Raw genomic sequence first — 23109 nt, 5'->3', positions numbered from 1 at the left:
TTGTAACGGGCCGTTTCCGGACTGTAGAAACAACGCCGAATACCGCGTGCAACCCCTTGAAAACGCTGATGCCAGCCTCAAGTGTGTTCCCAGGGCAGGCACCGGCGTTCCTCGATTCATCGCATTACCTGCAGTTGCTTCAGTTGTGTTTTAACAACGTTGGCATGGCGGGTATCATCTGCAGCTTTCCGATGGGTCGAAACCGCAACGGTGCTTTCGATTTCATCCGTTTTCATCTTTAGCAAAATCTCAAGCGACATGGAAAACACGCAAGACAACTCCGCGAGCCAGAACCCCACGCCCGCCGACGAAACGGCGGCTCAGCACTACCAGCAGCCAGACGCGCTTGACGCAGCAGCGGGTCCCGTCGACGTCAACGAAACCGAGGCCTTGCTCGCTGAAGCGCAGGCCAAGGTCGCGGCGCTGCAGGAAGAGTTTCTGCGCGCGAAGGCCGAAACGGAAAATGTCCGTCGTCGGGCGCAGGAAGACGTGCAGAAGACGCACAAGTTCGCTATCGAAAACTTTGCGGAAAACCTGCTGCCGGTGCTCGACAGTCTGGAAGCCGCGCTTGCGCACTCGTCGACCGATCTTGCGAAAGTGCGCGAGGGCGTCGAGCTGACGCTGCGCCAGCTGACTGGCGCGCTGGAAAAAGGGCGCGTGGTCGAGGTCAATCCGGTAGGCGAGAAATTCGACCCGCATCGTCATCAGGCTATTTCGATGGTCCCGGCCGATCAGGAAGCGAACACCGTCGTCACGGTGCTGCAAAAAGGCTATGTAATCGCGGACCGCGTTCTGCGGCCGGCGCTTGTAACCGTCGCCGCGCCGAAGTAACCGGTCAGGCTGAAGCTGCCGATCTCATGGCCAATATCCCAGTCGACGCCACAGCATTTTCCGTTTTCGACATGCAGGAATTGAGCGCCGAGACGTTCGATTCCGGCCTGGAGTCGGCGGGCGGCGAATTGGCCGTCGTGTTTTTCTGGGGTTTCGAGTGCTTCAACTGCGAGATTGCGAAAAAAGCGATGCTCGCCAAGCCCGACGAAATCCGGGCGCTCGGCCTGAAGTGGTTTCACAGCAATGTTTACGAGCATCGGGATCTTGGGCGGCGTTTCATGCTGCATGGCGTCCCAACGTGGTTCTTCTTTTACCGGGGAAAGCGGCTTGGGCGCGCGACCGGCTGGCATGGATTCGGTCAGTTTGAAGCCGCCGTGGCAGCCGCCCGGGGAAAGATCCAGGTGCTCGACGCGAAGGCGTGAGCCGGTCACTCAAGAAAAGTTGCAGGCGGGCAGAAAAAAATCGAGGTTGCATCGGTTTTTGGTCTTGAAAACGATGCGAACGCTCTTATTTGGCGTACAGGGTTAAATTTTGGGCATCCGAGAGCGTTTTTGAACGATAAACACGTCGAAAACGCAAAACTGGATGCGCTGCGATCAAAGTCAGGAGAGTGATAAAAATGGGCAGAATCATTGGTATCGATCTGGGCACGACGAATTCGTGCGTGGCGATCATGGAAGGCAACACCGTCAAAGTGATCGAAAACGCGGAAGGTACGCGTACCACGCCGTCGATCATTGCTTATGTTGACGACAACGAAATCCTCGTTGGTGCGCCGGCGAAGCGCCAGTCGGTGACGAATCCGCGGAACACGCTGTACGCAGTCAAGCGGCTGATCGGCCGTCGTTTCGACGAAAAAGAAGTGCAGAAGGACATCGGGTTGATGCCCTACAAGATCGTGCGCGCCGACAACGGCGACGCCTGGGTCGAAGCCCGCGATCAAAAGCTGGCACCGCCGCAAATCTCGGCTGAAGTGCTGCGCAAGATGAAGAAGACCGCTGAAGACTACCTCGGCGAAGAAGTGACGGAAGCCGTCATCACGGTTCCGGCTTATTTCAACGACAGCCAGCGTCAGGCCACGAAAGATGCCGGCCGCATTGCTGGCCTGGAAGTGAAGCGGATCATCAACGAGCCGACCGCAGCCGCACTGGCATTCGGCCTGGACAAGAACGAAAAGGGCGATCGCAAGATTGCCGTGTACGACTTGGGTGGTGGCACGTTCGACGTGTCGATCATCGAAATCGCCGACGTTGACGGTGAAAAGCAATTCGAAGTGCTCTCCACGAACGGCGACACGTTCCTGGGCGGTGAAGACTTCGACCAGCGCATCATCGACTACATCATTGGCGAGTTCAAGAAGGAACAGGGCGTCGACCTGTCGAAGGACGTGCTCGCGCTGCAACGCCTGAAGGAAGCGGCGGAAAAGGCGAAGATCGAGTTGTCGTCGGCGGCTCAAACCGAAATCAACTTGCCGTACATCACGGCTGACGCGTCGGGTCCGAAGCACTTGAACCTGAAAATTACGCGTGCGAAGCTGGAGTCGCTGGTCGAGGAACTGATCGAGCGCACCATGGAACCGTGCCGTGTCGCTATCAAGGACGCAGGCGTGAAGGTCGGCGATATCGACGACATCATCCTGGTCGGCGGCATGACGCGTATGCCGAAGGTGCAGGAAAAAGTGAAGGAATTCTTCGGCAAGGATCCGCGTCGCGACGTGAACCCGGACGAAGCCGTGGCTGTGGGCGCCGCGATTCAAGGCCAGGTTCTGTCGGGCGATCGCAAGGACGTGCTGCTGCTGGACGTGACGCCGTTGTCGCTGGGTATTGAAACGCTCGGCGGCGTGATGACGAAGATGATCAACAAGAACACGACCATCCCGACCAAGCACGCACAAGTCTATTCGACGGCCGACGACAACCAGAGCGCCGTGACCATCAAGGTGTTTCAGGGCGAACGCGAAATGGCGGCAGGCAACAAGCTGCTGGGCGAGTTCAACCTCGAAGGTATTCCGCCGGCAGCACGCGGCACGCCGCAGATTGAAGTGAGCTTCGACATCGACGCGAACGGCATTCTCCACGTCGGCGCGAAGGACAAGGCGACCGGCAAGGAAAACAAGATCGTCATCAAGGCGAACTCGGGCCTGTCTGACGCTGAGATCGACAAGATGGTGAAGGACGCTGAAGCAAATGCTGACGAAGATCATCGTTTGCGTGAACTTGCGGACTCGCGCAATCAGGGCGACGCGCTGGTGCACAGCACGAAGAAAGCCGTGGCTGAGTACGGCGACAAGATCGAAGCGGCTGAGAAGGAACAGATCGAAGCGGCGTTGAAGGATCTTGAAGAAGCGCTCAAGAGCACGGCGAGCGACAAGGCTGCGATCGACGCGAAAATTGAAACGCTGTCCACTGCGTCGCAGAAACTTGGTGAGAAGATGTATGCCGACATGGCTGCAGCGCAAGGTGCAGCGGGCGCGGCGGCAGGTGCGGCGGGCGCAGGCGGCCCGGGTGCGCAGGCAGCGCCGGAGCAGCACGACGATGTTGTCGATGCCGACTTCAAGGAAGTGAAGAAGGACTAAGTCGATTGAACCGCGCAAGCGTGTCATCGGCGAAGGTTGAACCGGTCCCGTGCGGCTTCGTGCGGGATCGCGATGAAAGATGGCTTGCGAGAACTTGAGCGCAAGTACAAAGAACGCGCCTGGCGAGCCAAATGGCTCCCCGGGCACGTTGTTTTTTAGAGGGCGCTGCGCTTTGTACGAGTAATACAAAGGCGGGGCGTCGACAAATCACATGAGTCGCAAGACTCCAGGCATCCAAGAGGGAGCTGTCGGCTTGATCGAAAAGATCGGGCACGGTGGCGCTGAACCGATATGGCGAAACGGGATTACTACGAGGTTATGGGCGTCGCGAAGAACGCGAGCGACGACGAAATCAAGAAGGCGTATCGCAAGCTTGCGATGAAGCATCACCCCGACCGCAATCCGGATAGCAAGGATGCGGAAGAGCGTTTCAAGGAGGTCAAAGAGGCCTACGAAATGCTCTCGGATCCGCAAAAGCGCGCGGCGTACGATCAGTACGGGCACGCAGGCGTCGATCCAAACATGGCCGGTGCAGGCCAGCAGGGATTCGGTGGATTTGCCGATGCTTTCGGCGATATCTTCGGCGACATCTTTGGCCAGGCGGCCGGCGGCGGAGCAGGTGCTGCACGCGGGCGCGCGGGACCGCAGGTTTATCGCGGCGCGGATCTGCGCTACAGCATGGAAATTTCGCTGGAGCAGGCGGCGCACGGCTACGACACGCAGATTCGCGTGCCGAGCTGGGTCAATTGCGAGATCTGCAAGGGCTCGGGCGCGAAAGCCGGCACGAAGCCGGAAACCTGTCCGACGTGTCACGGACAAGGCACTGTGCGGATGTCGCAGGGCTTTTTCAGCATCCAGCAGACGTGCCCGAAGTGTCACGGCACCGGCACCTTCATTCCTGAGCCGTGCGGTCATTGCCACGGCGCGGGCAAGGTGAAGGAAACGAAGACCCTGGAAGTGAAGATTCCGGCGGGTATTGACGACGGCATGCGGATTCGTTCGTCGGGTAATGGCGAGCCGGGCATCAACGGCGGTCCGAGCGGCGATTTGTACGTCGAGATTCATATCAAGCAGCACTCGGTGTTCGAGCGCGACGGCGACGACCTTCATTGCCAGATGCCGATTCCCTTCACCACGGCGGCGCTCGGCGGCGAGATCGAAGTGCCGACGCTGGCCGGTCGTGCGAGCTTTACCGTGCCGGAAGGAACTCAGTCGGGCAAGACGTTCCGGCTGCGCAGCAAGGGTATCAAGGGATTGCGTTCGAGTATCGCCGGGGACCTATATGTGCATGTGCAGGTCGAAACGCCGGTCAAGCTCACGGATCAGCAGCGCGACCTGCTCAAGCAGTTCGAACGTTCGTTGACCGAAGGCGGCTCGCGCCATAGTCCGCAAAGCAAGAGCTGGTTCGATCGGGTGAAGAGTTTCTTCGATTGAGGCACTGACCATGCAGCAACGCAGCGAGGTTTTTGCGCTGCTCGACGATTGCGACTCGACCGCCGAAAGGCGGTCGAGTCGCCTTTACGCCGGCTTCGTGCGCGAAAGGTCGTGCCACGACGCTGCGCAGCTGGACCACGTGTGTCTGAGCGTGCGGCAAGACCTGCGCGACGGCTTGCACGCGGTCGTGCTGGCGGATTATGAATTCGGCCGCAACCTTCAGTTGGCGCAGCCCGGCAATGCCGCGCTGCGCTTTTTGTTGTTTCGTGAGTGCACGATGTTGTCGCGGGAAGAGGCCGACCAGTGGCTCGCCGAAAACGACAACGGCTCGGCCGAGCGGCCATCGGTGGCGGGGGTGGCGAACATCGAGTCGAGCGTCACGCCCGATGCGTTCGGGCAGGCCATCGCCGGCGTGCAGGAAGCGTTGCAAGCCGGCGACTCGTATCAAATCAATTACACGTTCCGTCTCGCCTTCGATGTATTCGGCTCGGCGCTTGCGTTGTACCGAAGGCTGAGGGAGCGGCAGCCGGTGCGCTACGGTGCGTTGATCGCAATGCCCGATGGCCGTGACGTATTGTCATGCTCGCCGGAGTTGTTTATCGAGCGTGACGGCGATGCACTTCGCGCGCGGCCGATGAAAGGCACCGCGCCGCGCAGCGCGGACCCCGCATGGCTGCGCGACGATCCGAAAAATCGCGCGGAAAACGTGATGATCGTCGATTTGTTGCGCAACGACATGTCTCGCGTGGCGGTCACGGGAAGCGTCCGGGTGCCCCATCTTTTCTCGGTGGAGGCGTACAAGTCGGTGTGGCAGATGACATCGACGGTCGAGGCGCGCTTGCGTCCCTACATAACGTTCGCCGATATCCTGCGCGCCTTGTTGCCGTGCGGATCGATCACGGGCGCGCCGAAACACAAGACGATGCAGTTGATCGATGCGCTCGAAAGCACGCCGCGCGGCATTTACACGGGCGCTATCGGCTGGCTGGACGAGCGCGATGATTTTTGTTTATCGGTGCCGATTCGCACGCTCGAAATCGAGCTTGGCCGCGGGAAGATGGGTGTCGGCGCGGGGATCGTGCTGGACAGCGTCGCCACCGATGAATTCGAGGAGTGTCAATTGAAAGCGCGATTCCTGACAGGCTCCGATCCCGGTTTCCAGCTCTTCGAAACCACGTTCGCGACCAAAGAAGAAGGGATTCGCTACTGGGACCGGCATTTGGCCAGGTTGGCGTCGAGCGCCGAGTGGTGCGGGTTTCCGCTCGACCATAAGCTGCTGCAACTGCGTATCGATGAAACTTGCGCCGCGTTCGAAACCAACGTGCCGCACCGGCTGAGAATCGCGCTGGCGAAAAGCGGCGAAATCAATGTGACAAGCGCGCGGCTCATGCCGTTGCCTGAGCCGGTGGTGAGCGTGTTGCTGGCATCGGAACATGGCTTCTCGCCGCGGTCTTCCGATGATCCGTTGCTTTTGCACAAGACCACATCGCGCGAAGATTACGACCGCGCCTGGCACGAGGCCGAAGCGCAAGGCGCGTTCGACATGTTGTTCTTCAACGAGCGCGGAGAACTTACGGAAGGCGGCCGATCGAATGTGTTTTTGAAGCTCGATGGCCGCTGGAAAACGCCGCCGCTCAACACGGGATTGTTGCCGGGCGTGATGCGCGGTGTGTTGATCGAAGAACTCGAAGCCGAAGAACGCGTGTTGACCCTTGACGATTTGAACCGCGCGGAAGCGCTGATGATCTGCAACGCGCTACGCGGCGCGGTGGCCGCGCGCCTCGAGCGTAAGCGCTAAAACCCTTTAAAACGTGTGTTCCGGCCCGGGGAAACTCTTCTCCTTCACGGCCTGAACATACGCTTCCACAGCCGCGAAAATGCTCGGCTGCCCTTGCATGAAATCCTTGACGAAACGCGGCCGCTTGCCGGGGAAGATCCCGAGCATGTCGTGCAGCACGAGCACTTGCCCCGAGCAATCGATGCCCGCGCCAATGCCGATCGTTGGGATGACCAACTGTTCCGTCACCTCGCGCGCAAGCAGCGTAGGCACTGCCTCGATTACCAGCAATTGCGCGCCAGCTCCCTGAAATGCCAACGCATCGCGGCGCATTTGCTCGGCGCCGGCATCGGTTTTTCCTTGCACCTTGAAGCCGCCAAATGCATGCACGGATTGCGGCGTCAGCCCAACGTGGCCGCACACCGGAATCGATCGATCCACCAGAAATCGCACGATCTCCGCCGACCATTCCCCGCCTTCGATCTTGACCATCTGCGCGCCCGCACGCATCAGCTTCACGGCGTTCGCGTAAGTCTCTTCGCGTGAGCCAACTGTGCCGAACGGCATGTCCGCCACGACCAGCGCGTTCTTGTTCCCGCGCGCGACAGCCGCCGTGTGATACGCGATGTCATCGAGGGTCACGGGCAAAGTCGTGCCATGCCCCTGCAGCACGTTGCCGAGCGAATCGCCGATCAGCATCACGTCAACGCCCGCGCGATCGAGCAGCGCGGAAAAACTCGCGTCGTAACACGTGAGCATCGTGATCTTTTCGCCGGCTTCGCGCATTGTCCGGAGCTTCGGGACGGTGATCGCGGTGCGGCTGGTTTCCTGCAAATACGCCATGGCAATTTCCACATCGACAAGATAAGAGACGGCACGCTGGCGCGCCGCCCGGACGGACTTAGAGTGACGTGCCCTTGACAAAGAATTCCTTGCGCCCACGCATGGTTTCGATACGTTCGACCAGCAGCGCCAGATCGGCGTCCGAATCCAGCGGGTTCAAATGCTCGGCGTTCACCGTCAATAACGGCGTGGCGTCGTAGTGATAGAAGAAATCATTGTAGGCGTCGCAGAGGGCGCGCAGGTAGGCATCGGGGATTTGCAGTTCCATGGGCACCGCGCGTTTCTGGATGCGCGCGAACAGCACTTCGGGACTGGCCTGCAAATACACCACGAGATCGGGCGCGGGCGCCGGCGCGTTGAAGCGCGTGGATACCTCGCGAAACAGCTGGAATTCGTCGTCAGGCAGCGTAAGGCGCGCGAAGAGCGCGGTTTTTTCGGTGATGAAATCCGTGATGAGCGGCGCGCCCGCCGATTGCCCGAGATGCCCCGGGCCGCCCACGAGCGCCGCGCCAATTTCCTGCGCCTGTTGCGCGCGCTGCAACGCAAACTGCAATTGTGTGGCGAGCGCATGACGCGAGTTGTCGCGATAAAACCGCTCCAGAAACGGATTCTCGTGCTGGCGTTCGAAGAGCGTGCGCATGGACCAGCGTTCCGCGAGCAGTCGCGCGAGCGTGGTCTTGCCGACGCCGATCGGCCCTTCTATCGCAATGTATCTGTGCGGCGGGCGCAATTGCGGCGCGGTGACGGTAAGCGGCGTGCTCATGGGGTTTTCATGGGTGTGAGGCTTCGCGCCAGAAAGCGTTCAGGCTTCGCGACGGGAAGTGCAGCGGGAGGCGAAAAGCGGGCACTGATGCGTCGCCACTTTTTCGATGCGTTGATCTTCAACCGATGCCAGGAACGCGTCGGCGCGGCCGCGCTGGGCAATGATGACTTCGCCATCGAGTTCGATCAGCGGCACGAGCGCGAACGCGCGTTCGGTGAGACGTGGATGCGGAATCACGAGGTCGGCTTCTTCTATGCACGAATCGCCGAACAGCAGGATGTCGAGGTCGAGCGTGCGCGGCGCGTTGCGGTATGGCCGCTCGCGCCCGAAGTGCTCTTCAATGGAATGACACAGCCGCAGCAAATGTCGCGCGGGCAGGGTGGTATCGATCTTGACGACACAATTGAAGTAGTCGTCGCCACCGGCGTCGATGGGCGCGGTGCGATAGAGGCTCGATTTCGCGAGCACGGTGATCGTGTGTTGCTGAGCAAGACACACGACTGTGTCTTTCAGGGTCTGGCGCGCATCACCAAGGTTTGCGCCCAGGCCCAGATAAGCTACCGTCATGGCATAAATCCTACGACTGTCGTTCGGCGAAACACGACGCGAATGCGCTGTCTAGTACGCGCAAAGCACGATCACGGGCCGCGTCAATCGTCTCCGTGCCGCACGTCGCGCTCTTCGCGCACATCGCGTTCTTCACGAGCCGGTGCGTCCCCGCTGCTCGCGCCGCCCTCCATTCCGTCACCCGGCCTGCGGCTTTTGGCGTTGCTGCTACGCCGCCGTCGTTTCTTGGGTGCCCGGTCCTTCCCGCCTTGCGATAGCAATGATTCTCGCGCGGCAGCGTCCCCTTCGATGAAATCCGTCCACCACTGGCCAACCGATGCATCCAGTTCGCCCGATTCACACCGGAGCAGGAGGAAATCATAACCTGCCCTAAACCTTTGGTGTTCCAGCAGCTTCATCGCGCTGCGGCCGGAGCGTTTTTCAAGCCGATGTTGCAGGCCCCAGATCTCCCGCATATCCGATGAAAACCGCTTGTGGATAGCCAGTTTCTCGGTCTGCATGTCGAGCACGTCGTCCATCGCGCGATGCAGCGCCGGCACCGGGAATTCACCGGCGAGCGTGTATTGCTGCCAGCGCGACTGCATGTCGTTCCAGAGGAGCGTGGCAAACAAAAATCCCGGCGATACACCCTTGCCCGCGCGCACGCGTTCATCGGTATTGGTGAGCGCCAGCGTGATGAATTTCTCGCCGTGCGTCGACTCGAAAATCACATCGAGCAAAGGCAATACGCCGTGATGCAAACCTTCGGCGCGCAGTCGCGTCAGGCATGCGAGCGCGTGGCCTGAGAGCAGCAGCTTGAGCATTTCATCGAAGAGACGCGCGGCCGGGACATTGCTGATCAGGTCGGCCAGTTCCGCGATCGGCGCGCGCGTTGCCGGCTCGATTTCAAAGCCGAGCTTCGCGGCAAAGCGCACGACGCGCAGCATGCGCACCGGGTCTTCCCTGTAACGCGTCGCCGGGTCGCCGATCATGCGCAGCAAACGCGCGCGGACGTCGGCCATGCCGTCGTGATAATCCAGCACGGTTTGCGTGGCCGGATCGTAGTACATGGCGTTGATGGTGAAGTCGCGGCGCGTGGCGTCTTCGTGCTGTTCGCCCCAGACGTTGTCGCGCAGCACGCGGCCGCTGGCATCGACGGCGTGCGTGCGCGTGTCCATCTCGCCGCGCCGCAAACGTGGCGGAGGGGGCGACGGCGGCGCGTCGGCGGGGGTATCGACAAGCGCACGGAACGTCGATGTCTCGATGATGTCCTGCCCGAACTGCACATGCACGATCTGGAACCGCCGCCCGATGATGCGCGCCCGCCGAAACAGTTTCTGAACCTGGTCGGGCGTGGCGTCCGTTGCGACGTCAAAATCTTTTGGCGCGACGTTCAGCAACAGGTCGCGAACCGCGCCACCCACGATAAACGCCCGATGCCCGGCTTGCTGCAGCCCTTCGGTCACGCGAATCGCGTTCTTCGAGATCAGCGACGGATCGATGCCATGCACGTCCGCCGACAGGATCACCGGCACGTTGGGATCGCGCCGCGCCGCGACCGGCGCCGCCTTCTTGCGCGTGGTCTTGCGGGCAGGTTTTGCATCGTCGCCGGATTCAGCAACGAGCGGGGCGGTCGCCGGAGCGTCCTCTTTGGCGCTTTCCTGGCCGAACAGCTTGCGAATGAGTTTTTTAATCACGTGGGGAGAAGATTTCCAGGATGCGCCAGCCGCGGGCTTGCGCATGGGCGCGCAGGGTGTCGTCGGGATTGGTCGCGATCGGGTCGGTGACTTTCTCTAGCAGAGGAATGTCGTTGTGCGAGTCGCTGTAGAAGTAGCTGTGTTCGAAGTCGCTCAGGCTTTTTCCCATGGAAGCCAGCCACATTTCGGTACGCACGATCTTGCCTTCGCGAAAGCTCGGCGTGCCCGTCGGACGGCCGGTCAGCTCGCCGTTCGGGATATTGTCGACCGTTTCGACCTCGCACGCGATCAGCGCGTCGATACCGAACGCCTGGCCGATCGGCGCCGTGATGAATGCGTTCGTGGCGGTCACGAGGCAGCAAAGATCGCCCGCTTCCTGGTGTTTGCGCACCAGTTCCAGCGCGGCGGGCTGGATGGCCGGCGTGATGACCTCGCGCATGAATTGCGCGTGCCAGTCGTCCAGTTGCGCACGCGGATGCAGCGCCAGCGGGGAGAGCTGGGCGTTCAGGTACGCGTGGATATCGAGCGTGCCGTCCTTGTACTGCGCGTAGAACGCGTCGTTTTGCTTGGCGAACTTTTCGGCATCGACAATGCCGAGCTTCGTCATGAAGCGACCCCATTCGTGGTCGCTGTCTGTCGGGATGAGGGTGTGATCGAGATCAAATAGGGCTAGGTTCATGGGAGCGCATTTTACTTGAAGCGGATGGAAGCGTTCGGCGGCCGCTTACGACCACGCGGAGTTACGTTGCCGGGTCAAAAAAGCTCGGTTTGCGGGCGCGGCGTTTCGTCTTCTTTCTTGGCGAGCATTGTGCGCAGCAAGGGCAGGGTCACCGCACGCTTTTGTTCAAGCGAAAAACGGTCGAGTTCGTCGAGCAGTTTCATCAGGCTTGGCATGTCACGCCGGAAGTGCGTCAGGAGATATGCCGGCACGTCGTCCGCCAGATCGATACCGCGTTCGCGCGCCGCGTGTTTCAGCGCGGTGGCCTTGCTTTCGTCGGAAAGGGGGGTGAGCTGGAAAACCAGTCCCCAGCCGAGGCGCGTACGCAAATCTTCTCTCACCGATAACCCCAGCGGCGCCACATTTCCCGTTGCCACGAGCGCGCTGGCCGGATGGGCGCGCACCTCGTTGAACAGGTTGAAGAGCGCAATTTGTTGCGCGCCTGAAAGGCGTTCGCAGTCATCGACGGCGTAGATGTTCGCGGTTGGATCGAAGGTGAATGCGGCGAGCGGCGCCTGCGGGCTCAGGAACCGCGCGCGGCCGTTGGCTTCGTGCATCAGTGCCTGCAGCAAATGGCTGCGGCCGCTGCCCGCCTCGCCCCAGACGTAGAACGTCCGGTCGGCCACCGGGCCGGCCGCGAGCGCGCCTTCGAGTTCGCGCAGGCGCGTCACCAGCTCGTGGTTGCCGGCGGCGAAAAAATTGTCGAAGGTGGCGAGCGGCGGCGTGCCGAGATCGAGCGTCAGTTGGCGTTGCACGGGCAATCGGTTCCGTCAGGGCGTGTCTTGAAAACGGCGCGCTCAGTTTGGCCGATAACCGGCGTGAACCGGTGCAAAAGGCGTTGAGCGCAAGGTCGAGAAACGTGCTGGAAGGGCACGACTCTCAAAAAGGGGTGGATCGGTACTTTGAAGCCTGGGCCGCGAACTGCGAGAAATGCGGTCGGACGGCTGGCATCGGTTAAAATCTCATTTTACCGACCTTCTCGCCGATCCCCCATGAATCAACCGAAATCCGCCCCAGAGCGCACGGGCGCCCCCGCCCAAGGTTTGTCCTATCGCGACGCGGGCGTGGACATCGATGCCGGCGACGCGCTCGTCGACCGGATCAAGCCATTTGCCAAAAAAACCATGCGCGACGGCGTGTTGGGGGGGATCGGCGGATTCGGCGCGCTGTTCGAAGTGCCCAAACGCTATAAGGAGCCGGTGCTCGTGTCCGGCACGGACGGCGTGGGCACGAAGCTGCGCCTCGCGTTTCAGCTGAACAAACACGATACCGTCGGCCAGGATCTGGTCGCCATGAGCGTGAACGACATTCTCGTGCAAGGCGCCGAGCCGCTGTTTTTCCTCGATTACTTCGCTTGCGGCAAGCTCGATGTGGATACGGCCGCAACCGTGGTCCAGGGCATTGCGCAGGGTTGCGAGCTGGCCGGTTGCGCGTTGATTGGCGGCGAGACGGCTGAAATGCCGGGCATGTACCCCGATGGCGAATACGATCTGGCCGGATTTGCGGTTGGGGCGGTGGAAAAGAGCAAGATTATCGATGGCTCGACCATCAAGCCGGGCGATGTCGTTTTGGGGTTGGCATCGTCGGGGATTCATTCGAATGGTTACTCGCTGGTGCGCAAGATCATCGAGCGGGCGCAACCGGATCTGAATGCCGATTTCGATGGCCGTTCGCTTGCCGATGCGCTGATGGCGCCGACCCATATTTATGTGAAGCCGTTGTTGTCGTTGATGTCGCAGATGGCGGTCAAGGGCATGGCGCATATCACCGGCGGTGGACTGGTTGAGAATATTCCGCGTGTTCTACGCGATGGTTTGACCGTTGAGCTGGATCATCGGGCGTGGCCGCTGCCGCCGTTATTCTCGTGGCTGCAGAAGCATGGCGGCGTGGCGGATGCGGAGATGCATCGGGTGTTTAACTGCGGGATCGGGATGGTCGTTGTGGTCGATGCCGCCGATGCCGAAGCCGCGACAGGGTTGTTGTCGGCGGCCGGTGAGCAGGTGTGGTCGATCGGGCGGGTTCGGGAATCGAAGGCTGGTGAGGCGCAGACTGTGGTGGTTTGAGTTTGTTTTGCTGGCGGCGGCTGCGATAGCGGAGCGCCGCGGCCTGATTTTTGAACGTCCCTCGTCGAGCAATTTCAACCAGGTCACGGCGCATAAGTGAACTCCCACTGCTGGTAGCTTTGCGCCGCTGCAAAACTCGTTTGTTCTGTTCGAAATCCTGCCGCCGTCCGGCGCTGAGATTGGGACAAACGCTGCCCCCGTGATCGGGTCCGGATAGAGCCTGCGCAAACACCGCCGTATCACTGGATAGCGTGGGTCGCGCAGCAGATCAGCAAGTTTCTCCGGATATGGCTTTGCGCCAACGGTGCGTCCCGATACGTATCGCCGGTGTACTCAAGTCCTCTCCCAGGCGCTCCACTCTTCACGTCGATAATCGCTTTATCACCTTTGTTTTCCACGGTCCCTGTCACGGGCGGCCACTTCTGTTCATATCCTGTCCCTCCCTTTGTGCTCGTCTTTGTTTGTTTCGCGGTTTTTTCATCGGATCCTGATGCCATTTATCTTTTGGCCCTATTAAGGCCGAAGCGGACGACGCGCGAGCCTTGAAGTGTACGGCAAATTGCCGTATTCTACGAGAACACAGGAGGAATTTATTATGCCCACCGTCCTATCCACAGCCCGACTCGAAGCGCGAATCAGCACCGATTTGCACACGATGCTCAAGCGTGCGGCCGAGCTTCAAGGGCGCACGATGACCGACTTCGTGGTTGCAGCTGTGCAGGAGGCGGCACAGCGCGCGATCGAGCAGGCCGACGTGATGCGTCTGTCGTTGGCTGATCAGGCGTGCTTCGCGCAGGCGTTGCTGGCACCGCCGAAGCCCGCGCCCGCACTCAAGCGTGCGTTCGCGCGCCGGCGCAAGCTGCTAGGTCCTGATGAGTAACGCGCCCTTTCGAGTTATACCGCTTGAGGGCGTGCATGAGCGCACAACGTTTGTAAGCGATTCCGAGGCGCTGAATCGGTACTTCCAGTTGCAGGTTTCGCAGGACGTGCGGCGCCGGGTTGCCGCGTGTTTCGTGGCAATGGACGGTGAGCAACGCGTGGCTGGTTATTACACGCTGGCGGCTGCCAGCGTGCTACTGGCCGAGCTTCCCGGTGCGACGGCGAAGAAATTGCCGCGCTACCCAACTGTTCCGGCGATACGCATGGGGCGTTTGGCGGTCGATCAAGCGTTCAAGGGGCAAGGGCTTGGTGGCGCACTGTTGGCCGATGCGCTCGAGCGTGCTGCGCGTTCGGAGATTGCGGCGTTTGCGTTTGTAGTCGATGCGAAGGACAAGACGGCCGCGGCGTTTTACGCGCATCACGGTTTTATTGCTTTGCCTGATACGCCGTTGACACTGTTCCTGCCGTTGGCGACGGTGCGTGGATCAATCTAATGCAAGGCGCCCAATCCTGTTCAGGACTGAAGGCCTCGATAGGTTGAATGCCGAACCCTGGCGGAGCGTTCAGCCGCTTCGAGTTTTGATGCATACGCCAGACATCACCCCTGCGGCATAGGCGCCAGCAACGCCTCAATATCTTCCGCCGAGAATTTAGCCCCGGCCGCCGCGTCCTCACGCAAAATACTATCGGCAAGAGCGGCTTTACGATCCTGCATCGCCACGATGCGCTCTTCAATACTCCCCGCCACGATCAGCTTGTACACGAACACCGGCTTCAATTGCCCCAGCCGATGCGCACGGTCCGTCGCCTGATTCTCTGCCGCAGGGTTCCACCACGGATCGTAGTGGATCACGGTATCGGCGGCGGTCAGGTTCAGTCCAACACCACCCGCCTTCAAACTGATCAGGAACAGCGGCACTTCACCCGCCTGAAAACGCGTCACCGGCGTCACGCGATCACGCGTATCACCCGTCAGCGTCACATACGGCAAACCGGCTTTATCGAGCGCGGCGGCGATGATCGCGAGCATCCCCGTGAACTGCGAAAACAGCAGCACGCGACGTCCTTCTTCAAGCAACTCGGGCAGCATATCGAGCAGCAAATCGAGCTTCGCCGATTCCTCCACGCGCTTCGCCCGCGTGAGCTTCACCAGCGACGGATCGCAGCAAACCTGGCGCAGTTTCAGCAACGCCTCGAGCACGACAATATGACTGCGCGCCAAGCCCTGATCGGCGACTGCCATGCGCACTTTTTCCTGCATCGCAATCCGCACGGTCTCGTATAAATCACGCTGCGAGCCCTCAAGCGATACAGTCCGCACTATCGTCGTCTTCTGCGGCAATTCCTTCGCGACTTCGTCTTTCCGCCGGCGCAACATGAACGGTCGAATCCGCCGCACAAGCAGATCGCGACGCACGGGGTCCTCGTACTTTTCGATCGGCGTGCGCCAGCGTTTCGTAAAATCTTTCTGCGTGCCAAGAAAACCCGGCAGCAGAAAATCGAACTGCGCCCACAACTCGCCCAAGTGATTTTCCAGCGGCGTTCCCGTCAGGCAAAGCCGATGCCGCGAACTCAAATCACGAATCCCTTTCGCGGCCTTGGTCGCGACGTTTTTCACGGTTTGCGCTTCGTCGAGAATCAGCAAGTGATACTCGTGCATCGATAACATCGCCTGGTCGCGCCACAAGAGCGGATACGTGGTCAGCACGAGATCATGTTCGCTGATCTGATCGAAGCGATCCTTGCGTTGCGGACCATGCAGGTCGAGCACGCGAAGATCGGGCGCAAACTTCTTCGCTTCTTCTCGCCAGTTGTGAACGAGCGTTGTCGGCAGCACGACGAGTGCCGGACGGTCCAGCCGCCCCGATTCCTTTTCAACGAGAATATGCGCCAGCGTCTGCACAGTCTTGCCGAGGCCCATGTCATCGGCGAGAACGCCCGACAAATTGCGCTCGCGCAAAAACTGCATCCAGTTGAGGCCTTCGCGCTGATACACCCGAAGCTCCGCGTTCAGGCCGCGAGGGATAGCGACTTCACGCAGCCCGGGACCTTCCTGCAAACGCTGCGCGAGTTCGCGAATGGAGGTATCGCCGTGAAACTGCCAACGGCCCGTGTCACTCAGCGCTTCCAGCCGCCCGGCGTCTTTTTCGGATACACGCAGGGGTTGCGTGCCGAGGGTATCGAAGAGATCGATCAGCACGCGCACCACCGGCTTGATCCGCGACGCACGCAGCCGCAGCCGCTCGCCTTTATCGGTATTGAGTTCGATACCTTCGTCATCCGGGATCGAATCGATAGCGCCCGCGAGCCACCGCCGGTCCCGCTGAAACAGATCGGCGAGCAGCGGCTCCAGCCGCACGCTCCGCTCACCCACCGCAATGCCGAGTTCGAGATCGAACCAGCCATCGGTGCCATGGCGCGCGGTGCCCTGGATATCGTCGATCTCGATGAAATCGAAGCGGAATTCCGGCGACATGGAAATGCGCCAGCCGTCTTCGCGCAGCGTGGGCACGGTATCGCTTGCGAACAACGCCCAGGCGGCCGACGCCGGCAAGCCCAGCACGCCAGTCGGTATGGCCTTAGGCCCAAAACGCTGGTGCGCGGGAATCTTGCGAAAGCCAAGCTCGTACAACTGGTTCGAATAACGCGTTTCCACGTCGTGACGACGCTTCACCTGAACCATGTCGCCGGACTCCGAGCGCATGATCGTGGTCGCGCGCGTGGGGTCGATGCTGAAACCTTCGTAATCGAAACTCAGAAGCGCGAAATCCAGCACGCTCGCGCCCGTGCGTTCCTCGCGCGGCCGCCACGTGCCGCTGATGGGCTGCGTGTCGAGCACGAGAACGGGCACCGGATCTGTATCGATGATCTGTACGTTCAGCGCTTCGTGTCCCGGTGGCGGCGGCAGGTCGGACGCGACCTCTCGCAGCATGGCGCCGACAAGCGGCGCCTCGGCGAGCGAGATGGGCGGCATGGCGAGGTAATCGACGAGTTGCCGCGCGGGCTGCGGCATGTCGACAACGCCCGCTTCGCGCGTTTCGGCATCGGCGAACCAGAGGGGTTCTGTTGCGATGACCAAGGTCGATGCAGGCTCGGTTTGCAGCACGGGCCGCACGCGATCATCCGGGTCCGGCGTCCATTCGATGCGTCCCGGCCGTGCCTCGCCCTGACTCAACGGCCGGCGCGGTTCGCCCACATCCTGCGACGAAGGCGTCGCTGTGAAGAGACGCCCGGTTGCGAGCATTCGCTGCAGCAAATCCGCGCCTTCTTCGCCGTGCAGCACGAAACCGCCGAAGTCGTTGCGCGTGCGTCCGATGATCAGCGCCCGCAGAATGGTGAGGTCGTCGTCGCTGACGAACTTCGGCTGTTTGACAAGCGCTGCGTCGAGATTGGTCCAGGGCCGGTCGAGCGTCTGGAGCGAACCGTCCGGACTCAGGCGCACCTTGTGCAGCGCGACTTCGGGCATACGCATGACGCGCGACGCGCTGAGCACATAAGCAAGCGCAAGTGCGCCATTCGGTTCGCTGGTTTTCTTGGCCGCCGTGCTGCGTGTCGATGCAAACCGCGAGCGAAACCCTTCAAGCCAGCCCGCGACTTCGGCGCGTACGGCTTCGGGCTCTTCGGGTTTATCGCTGGCGGTCGCGAGCAAGACGGCTGCGGCATGCTTGCAGCCGTATCCGACCGGGCACGAGCATCGGCCTTGCGCGGAGATCGAGCCCCGGTCATCGCGAAACTTGATCTCGACGCGATACGGCTGGCGCTGAGTGCCTTTTACGTCGGCGCGCAGCACTTCGTCGTCCCAGTGCAGATGCCTGACTTCGTCGACGTACGCGCGCGCCTTGGCCACGGTCTGTGCGCCGAGCCATTTGATGATCTGACCCGTGTCATAGGAAAACGCCGGCATCAGCGCGTCCGCCCGTTTATAGCTATGCCGCTCGCAGTCTGTCTTGCAGCCATCCGCTTGCTCACCGTTCCCTTCGTTCTAATAGTTCGAGCAGGCCGCGCAACGCATGCGCGGCCGCCTGGGTGCGAATCTGTTCGCGATCGCCCTTGAACATCTGCGTTTCCACCGATGTATGCAGCCGGTTGCTCCACGCAAACGAGACCATGCCCACCGGCTTGGTTTCCGTACCGCCGCCCGGGCCTGCCACGCCCGTAATGGACAATGAAACTTGCGCGCGGCTGTTCCTCAAAGCACCTTCGGCCATGGCCTTGGCGACGGGTTCGCTCACCGCGCCGTGACGCTCGATCAGGTCGGCCGGCACGCCGATCATCTCGGTCTTCGCTGCATTGGAATACGTGACGAAACCGCGCTCGAACCACGCGCTGCTGCCCGAAATATCGGTCATGGCGGCGGCGACCATGCCGCCTGTGCACGATTCCGCCGTCGCGAGCATCAGCCGCTCGTCACGCAGTTTGTTGCCGGCACGAATGGCGAGCTGGTGGACGACTTTATCGGTGGCCATGACGGGACTCGCTAGGGGCTGATCGTGTGGATAAGGAAGAGTCGGTAACGCGCAGGATCAAATGGTCATGCGCCACAGCGCGATCACGAGCAGCGAGAAGAACGCCGCCGCGATGTCGTCGAACATGATGCCGAAGCCGCCCTTCAAATGACGGTCGAAATAGCGGATGGGCGGCGGTTTCACCATATCGAAGAAACGGAACACGAGGAACGCCCACAACTGTCCTGTGAACGTGGCCGGCGTGACAAGCAGCAACACGAGCCAGAACGCGATGATCTCGTCCCACACCACCGGTGACGGATCTTCAATGCCCATCTTCTTCGCCGTGAAGCCGCAGAACCAGCAGCCGGCCACGAACCCAACCGCAATCAGCACGGCCCATTCGGCGACCGTCAGATACGGATTGAACGCAACGAACGACACCCACGCGAACAAGGTGCCGACGGTGCCCGGCGCAACCGGCGACAGGCCGCTGCCAAAGCCCAGTGACAGGATATGCAGCGGATGCGACAGCATGAAGCGCGCGCTCGTCCGGCGCGACGGCTTGGGGCGCGGTTTGTCGTCGATAGTCTCGGTAATCGGGTCAGTCTGCATGAAAGTGGTCGTAGCCCGAGGCCGTAAAAGAAACGGGACCGGCGTGATTGCACCAGTCGATCGCGGGCGTGTCAGTGGGAAGCGCAAGACCCTCGATTGTACCGATGCGCGTCACGAGAACGCCCAGGCGTGTGCCCATGCGTTCGATTTTCGCGCGGGACTCGACGGGCGCGGTGAAGCAGAGTTCGTAGTCATCGCCGCCGGCGAGGACGCAGGGCAACTGGGCGGAGGCGGGCAACGCATCGATCACGCTCGAGCGCGGCACGAGATCCACATTGACGGTCGCGCGCATGCCCGAACGCTTCAATATATGCAGCAGATCGCCTGCAAGGCCATCGGACAGATCGAGCGCCGCGTGCGCCACGCCGCGCAACGCAATGCCCAGCGCCACGCGCGGTTCGGGCTGTTCCAACGCCTTGATCGCGACGGCTTCGCTGGAGGCGTCTCGTATCGACCATTCTTGCCGCCTGACACCGAGACCGGCGCGCGCATTGCCGAGTTGTCCCGAAACCCAGATGTCGTCGCCGGGGCGCGCGGCGTCGCGGCGCAATGCGCGCGCTGCAGGGACGTCGCCGAAAACCGTGATGCTGATGGTCACGTGTGGACCGCCGGTGGTATCGCCGCCGATCAGCTCGCATCCGTGCGCGTTGGCCATCTGGAAGAGGCCGTCGCTGAACGCCTGGAGCCAGCTTTCCTCGGCTTTCGGCATGGACAGCGCAAGCGTGAACGCGCGCGGCGCCGCGCCCATCGCGGCCAGGTCCGAGAGGTTCACGGCGAGCGCCTTGTGGCCGAGCGCGAACGGGGAAACATCGGGGAAAAAATGGCGGCCGGACACGAGCATGTCGGTGGAAATCGCCAGTTGCTGACCGCGCTTGGGCGCGAGCAGCGCGCAATCGTCGCCGATACCGAGCGTCGCGCCCGCTTCCCTACCCGAGTTTTGAGCTGCCGGTGTGCGGCGCGTAGTCGCGGGCTGGGAGAAATATCGTTCGATCAGGGAAAACTCTGAGAGCATCGGCGGTCCGGCAATGTCGAAAGAGAGTTGGGGACGATGCGCTCGCGTTGGCGCGCGTTTCATCTCAATAAAAGGATTTAGCGGCGTGAACCGCTGAGAGGCATGTGCTTTCTGCCGCCTTTCGAAGCCTTGTCCGAATGGGCCATGCGCCCGGAATTGCGGGTATCACCTTCTGGGACGGGCTTTGATTGGCGCTACAATGCGTTCGAACTTCTATTCTAATCTTGCCTAAAGCCCGCCGCCTCATGACCACGCCAGCAGATAACGCCAAAGCCAAACTCCGCGAAGCCGCGCTCGATTATCACGAGTTCCCGACCCCCGGCAAAATCGCGATCGCCCCGACCAAGCAGATGATCAACCAGCGCGATCTTGCGCTGGCGTATTCGCCGGGCGTCGCGTTCGCGTGCGAAGAGATCGTTGCGAACCCGCTGAACGCCGCGCGCTTCACCGCGCGCAGCAACCTGGTTGGCGTGGTGACGAACGGCACGGCGGTGCTTGGGCTCGGCAACATCGGGCCGCTGGCTTCGAAGCCCGTTATGGAAGGCAAGGCGGTGCTGTTCAAGAAGTTTGCGGGCATCGACGTGTTCGACATCGAGTTGAACGAGATGGACCCCATGAAGCTCGTCGATGTGATCTGCGCGCTCGAACCCACGTTCGGCGGCATCAACCTCGAAGACATCAAGGCGCCGGATTGTTTCATCGTGGAGCGCGAAGCCCGCAAGCGCATGAAGATCCCGGTGTTCCACGACGACCAGCACGGTACGGCCATCGTGGTTGCTGCGGCTATCACCAACGGCCTGGTCGTGGTCGGCAAGAAGATCGATGAAGTGAAGCTCGTGGCCTCGGGCGCGGGCGCGGCGTCGCTTGCGTGTCTCGACTTGCTGGTGGAACTCGGCATGAAACTCGAGAACATCTTCGTGACGGATCTGGCCGGCGTGGTTTACAAGGGCCGCGTCGAACTGATGGACCCGGACAAGGATCGTTTTGCGCGCGAAACGTCGGCACGTACGCTCGCCGATGTGATCGAAGGCGCCGACGTGTTCCTCGGCCTTTCGGCCGGTGGCGTGCTCAAGCAGGAAATGGTCAAGAACATGGCGCCGAAGCCGCTGATTCTGGCGCTCGCCAATCCCACGCCGGAAATCCTGCCGGAACTCGCGCTGGAAGTGCGCCCGGACGCGGTCCTGGCAACCGGCCGCACGGACTATCCGAACCAGGTCAACAACGTGCTGTGTTTCCCGTTCATCTTCCGCGGTGCGCTGGATGCGGGTGCGAGCACGATCACGCGCGAGATGGAAATCGCCGCCGTGAACGCAATCGCGGAATTGGCGCGTCAGGAACAAAGCGATATTGTCGCGACCGCTTATGGCATTCAGGATTTGTCGTTCGGTCCCGAGTACCTGATTCCGAAGCCTTTCGATCCGCGCCTGATCGTGAAGATCGCGCCGGCGGTTGCCAAGGCGGCCATGGATTCGGGCGTGGCGACGCGTCCTATCGAAGACATGGATGCTTATGAGCAGCATCTGCAGCAGTTCGTGTATCACAGCGGCACGACCATGAAGCCCGTGTTCCAGCTCGCGCGCAGCGTCGAGCCGGACAAGAAGCGCATCGTGTTTGCCGAGGGCGAGGAAGAGCGCGTGTTGCGCGCGGTGCAGATCGCGGTGGACGAGAAGATTGCCAAGCCCATCCTGATCGGGCGTCCGGCGGTGATCACGCAGCGCATCGCGAAATACGGTTTGCGTCTGACGCCGGGCGTGGATTTCACTGTCGTCGATACCGACCACGACTCGCGTTATCGCGATTTCTGGCAGACGTATCACACCATGATGGCGAGGAAGGGCATCAGCGCGCAGATGGCGAAGCTGGAAATGCGCCGCCGCACCACGCTGATCGGCTCCATGCTGGTGAAGAAGGGCGAGGCCGACGGCATGATCTGCGGCACGATCAGCACGACGCATCGCCATTTGCACTTTGTTGATCAGGTGATCGGCAAGAAGGCGGGCTGCAGCGTCTACGCCGCGATGAATGCGCTCGTGTTGCCGGGCCGCCAGATTTTCATTGTCGATACCCACGTGAACGTCGACCCGACGCCCGAACAGCTTTGCGAAATCACGATCATGGCGGCGGAGGAAGTGCGCCGCTTCGGAATCGTGCCGAAGATCGCGCTGCTTTCGCATTCCAATTTCGGTACGAGCAACGCGCCGTCCGCCATCAAGATGCGCGAAACGTTGGCATTGCTGAAAGAACGCGCGCCGGAGCTCGACGTGGACGGTGAAATGCACGGCGACGTGGCGCTGGATTCGCGTTTGCGCGCCGAAGTGCTGCCGGAATCGACCCTGGAAGGCGACGCGAACCTGCTCGTGCTGCCGAACATCGATGCCGCCAACATCTCGTACAACCTGCTGAAGACGGCGGCCGGCAACAACATTGCCATCGGCCCGATCCTTTTGGGTGCGGCTCAGCCGGTTCACGTGCTGACGGCGTCCGCAACGGTTCGGCGCATCGTCAACATGACGGCGTTGTTGGTGGCGGATACGACAGCGGTTGCGCGGTAAGAGTAGCGGGAGCCCGCGGGCTGCGTTGGTGAAAAAGGGATTGCGGAAATATCGCGATCCCTTTTTTTATTGGCGAGCATGAAGCCGGAAAAGAGATGGCCTCCGCAAACAAAAAAAGCGTGCCGGACGATCCGGCACGCTTGAGGCATGCAAGGGGATTTGCTTTCTCCTCCAAACAGCGGTGGTTCCGATCCTCCGACCGTGAGAGCTTCACCAGAGAGGCGACGCTAGCTCCACTCCCCAAGCCACGCTTGAGCCAATTATTATCCCATGCGCGATAAAAATACCTCAGTCAAATCCTAATTTTGATCGCGCCCTAAATTTTGTGCATATGCCGCAGACCGCTGCACCACTGAAGG

At 61.1% G+C, this 23109-nt stretch carries 19 protein-coding genes; 9 read left to right on the top strand and 10 right to left on the bottom strand.

Annotated elements, in window-relative coordinates; genetic code table 11:
- The first annotated feature begins 258 nt into the window (after positions 1-258).
- The 5 genes from grpE to pabB all read left to right on the top strand — a co-directional run bounded on the left by grpE (position 259) and on the right by pabB (position 6638).
- A complete protein-coding gene (gene grpE, locus HB633_RS24120) occupies positions 259-831 on the top strand; it encodes a nucleotide exchange factor GrpE (RefSeq protein ID WP_213780632.1) in 573 nt (190 codons plus the stop codon).
- Between the two features lie 26 nt (positions 832-857).
- The gene (locus tag HB633_RS24115) at positions 858-1253 is read left to right on the top strand and encodes a thioredoxin family protein (RefSeq protein WP_213780631.1); all 396 of its coding nucleotides are present in this window, start codon (positions 858-860) and stop codon (positions 1251-1253) included.
- 197 nt (positions 1254-1450) lie between these two features.
- Positions 1451-3406: a molecular chaperone DnaK gene (dnaK, locus tag HB633_RS24110; protein ID WP_213780630.1), complete on the top strand. Its 1956-nt coding sequence runs from the start codon at positions 1451-1453 to the stop codon at positions 3404-3406.
- A 291-nt stretch (positions 3407-3697) separates the two neighbouring features.
- Positions 3698-4840, top strand: a complete 1143-nt coding sequence (gene dnaJ / locus HB633_RS24105) for a molecular chaperone DnaJ (RefSeq protein ID WP_213780629.1) — start codon at positions 3698-3700, stop codon at positions 4838-4840.
- Between the two features lie 10 nt (positions 4841-4850).
- On the top strand, positions 4851-6638 hold the full coding sequence (pabB, locus tag HB633_RS24100) for an aminodeoxychorismate synthase component I (RefSeq protein ID WP_213780628.1): 1788 nt from the start codon (positions 4851-4853) through the stop codon (positions 6636-6638).
- 6 nt (positions 6639-6644) lie between these two features.
- On the opposite strand, the gene panB is transcribed toward pabB, so the two are convergent.
- From panB to hda, 6 genes are all read right to left on the bottom strand, one after another.
- Positions 6645-7460: a 3-methyl-2-oxobutanoate hydroxymethyltransferase gene (gene panB / locus HB633_RS24095; RefSeq protein WP_213780627.1), complete on the bottom strand. Its 816-nt coding sequence runs from the start codon at positions 7458-7460 to the stop codon at positions 6645-6647.
- A gap of 58 nt (positions 7461-7518) precedes the next feature.
- Entirely contained in the window at positions 7519-8223 is a 705-nt protein-coding gene (locus HB633_RS24090) for a deoxynucleoside kinase (protein ID WP_213780626.1), read from the bottom strand.
- 39 nt (positions 8224-8262) lie between these two features.
- Positions 8263-8790: a 2-amino-4-hydroxy-6-hydroxymethyldihydropteridine diphosphokinase gene (gene folK, locus HB633_RS24085; RefSeq protein WP_213780625.1), complete on the bottom strand. Its 528-nt coding sequence runs from the start codon at positions 8788-8790 to the stop codon at positions 8263-8265.
- Between the two features lie 83 nt (positions 8791-8873).
- Positions 8874-10466 carry a polynucleotide adenylyltransferase PcnB gene (gene pcnB, locus HB633_RS24080; RefSeq protein WP_213780624.1) on the bottom strand — a complete coding sequence of 531 codons (1593 nt, stop codon included), beginning with the start codon at positions 10464-10466 and terminating at the stop codon, positions 8874-8876.
- Positions 10459-11145 (bottom strand): HAD family hydrolase, encoded by a 687-nt coding sequence (locus HB633_RS24075; protein WP_213780623.1) that lies wholly within the window; start codon positions 11143-11145, stop codon positions 10459-10461. Before HB633_RS24075 ends, pcnB begins: the two co-directional genes overlap by 8 nt.
- Before the next feature lie 74 nt (positions 11146-11219).
- On the bottom strand, positions 11220-11945 hold the full coding sequence (gene hda / locus HB633_RS24070) for a DnaA regulatory inactivator Hda (protein WP_213780622.1): 726 nt from the start codon (positions 11943-11945) through the stop codon (positions 11220-11222).
- A gap of 231 nt (positions 11946-12176) precedes the next feature.
- Here hda and purM point away from each other — a divergent pair, with 231 nt between their 5' ends.
- From purM to HB633_RS24055, 3 genes are all read left to right on the top strand, one after another.
- Positions 12177-13247 carry a phosphoribosylformylglycinamidine cyclo-ligase gene (purM, locus tag HB633_RS24065; protein WP_213780621.1) on the top strand — a complete coding sequence of 357 codons (1071 nt, stop codon included), beginning with the start codon at positions 12177-12179 and terminating at the stop codon, positions 13245-13247.
- Between the two features lie 595 nt (positions 13248-13842).
- Complete coding sequence (locus HB633_RS24060) at positions 13843-14127, top strand: DUF1778 domain-containing protein (RefSeq protein ID WP_213780620.1); 285 nt, start codon at positions 13843-13845, stop codon at positions 14125-14127.
- On the top strand, positions 14120-14620 hold the full coding sequence (locus HB633_RS24055) for a GNAT family N-acetyltransferase (RefSeq protein WP_213780619.1): 501 nt from the start codon (positions 14120-14122) through the stop codon (positions 14618-14620). Before HB633_RS24060 ends, HB633_RS24055 begins: the two co-directional genes overlap by 8 nt.
- Before the next feature lie 104 nt (positions 14621-14724).
- Here HB633_RS24055 and HB633_RS24050 read toward each other — a convergent pair whose 3' ends face one another.
- The 4 genes from HB633_RS24050 to thiL form a co-directional block, all read right to left on the bottom strand.
- Positions 14725-18030 carry a DEAD/DEAH box helicase gene (locus HB633_RS24050; protein WP_213780618.1) on the bottom strand — a complete coding sequence of 1102 codons (3306 nt, stop codon included), beginning with the start codon at positions 18028-18030 and terminating at the stop codon, positions 14725-14727.
- Between the two features lie 61 nt (positions 18031-18091).
- The gene (locus tag HB633_RS24045; RefSeq protein WP_213780617.1) at positions 18092-18592 is read right to left on the bottom strand and encodes a CinA family protein; all 501 of its coding nucleotides are present in this window, start codon (positions 18590-18592) and stop codon (positions 18092-18094) included.
- 57 nt (positions 18593-18649) lie between these two features.
- The gene (locus HB633_RS24040) at positions 18650-19186 is read right to left on the bottom strand and encodes a phosphatidylglycerophosphatase A (RefSeq protein ID WP_255581095.1); all 537 of its coding nucleotides are present in this window, start codon (positions 19184-19186) and stop codon (positions 18650-18652) included.
- The gene (gene thiL, locus HB633_RS24035; protein WP_213780616.1) at positions 19176-20198 is read right to left on the bottom strand and encodes a thiamine-phosphate kinase; all 1023 of its coding nucleotides are present in this window, start codon (positions 20196-20198) and stop codon (positions 19176-19178) included. Before thiL ends, HB633_RS24040 begins: the two co-directional genes overlap by 11 nt.
- A gap of 245 nt (positions 20199-20443) precedes the next feature.
- On the opposite strand from thiL, the gene HB633_RS24030 reads away from it, so the two are divergent.
- Complete coding sequence (locus tag HB633_RS24030) at positions 20444-22750, top strand: NADP-dependent malic enzyme (RefSeq protein WP_056356141.1); 2307 nt, start codon at positions 20444-20446, stop codon at positions 22748-22750.
- Positions 22751-23109: the final 359 nt, after the last annotated feature.

The sequence above is a fragment of the Caballeronia sp. dw_276 genome, from assembly GCF_018449635.1.
Taxonomy (GTDB): Bacteria; Pseudomonadota; Gammaproteobacteria; order Burkholderiales; family Burkholderiaceae; genus Caballeronia.
Note: the sequence above shows the minus strand (reverse complement) of the source record. Positions and strands in the feature narration are given on the sequence as shown.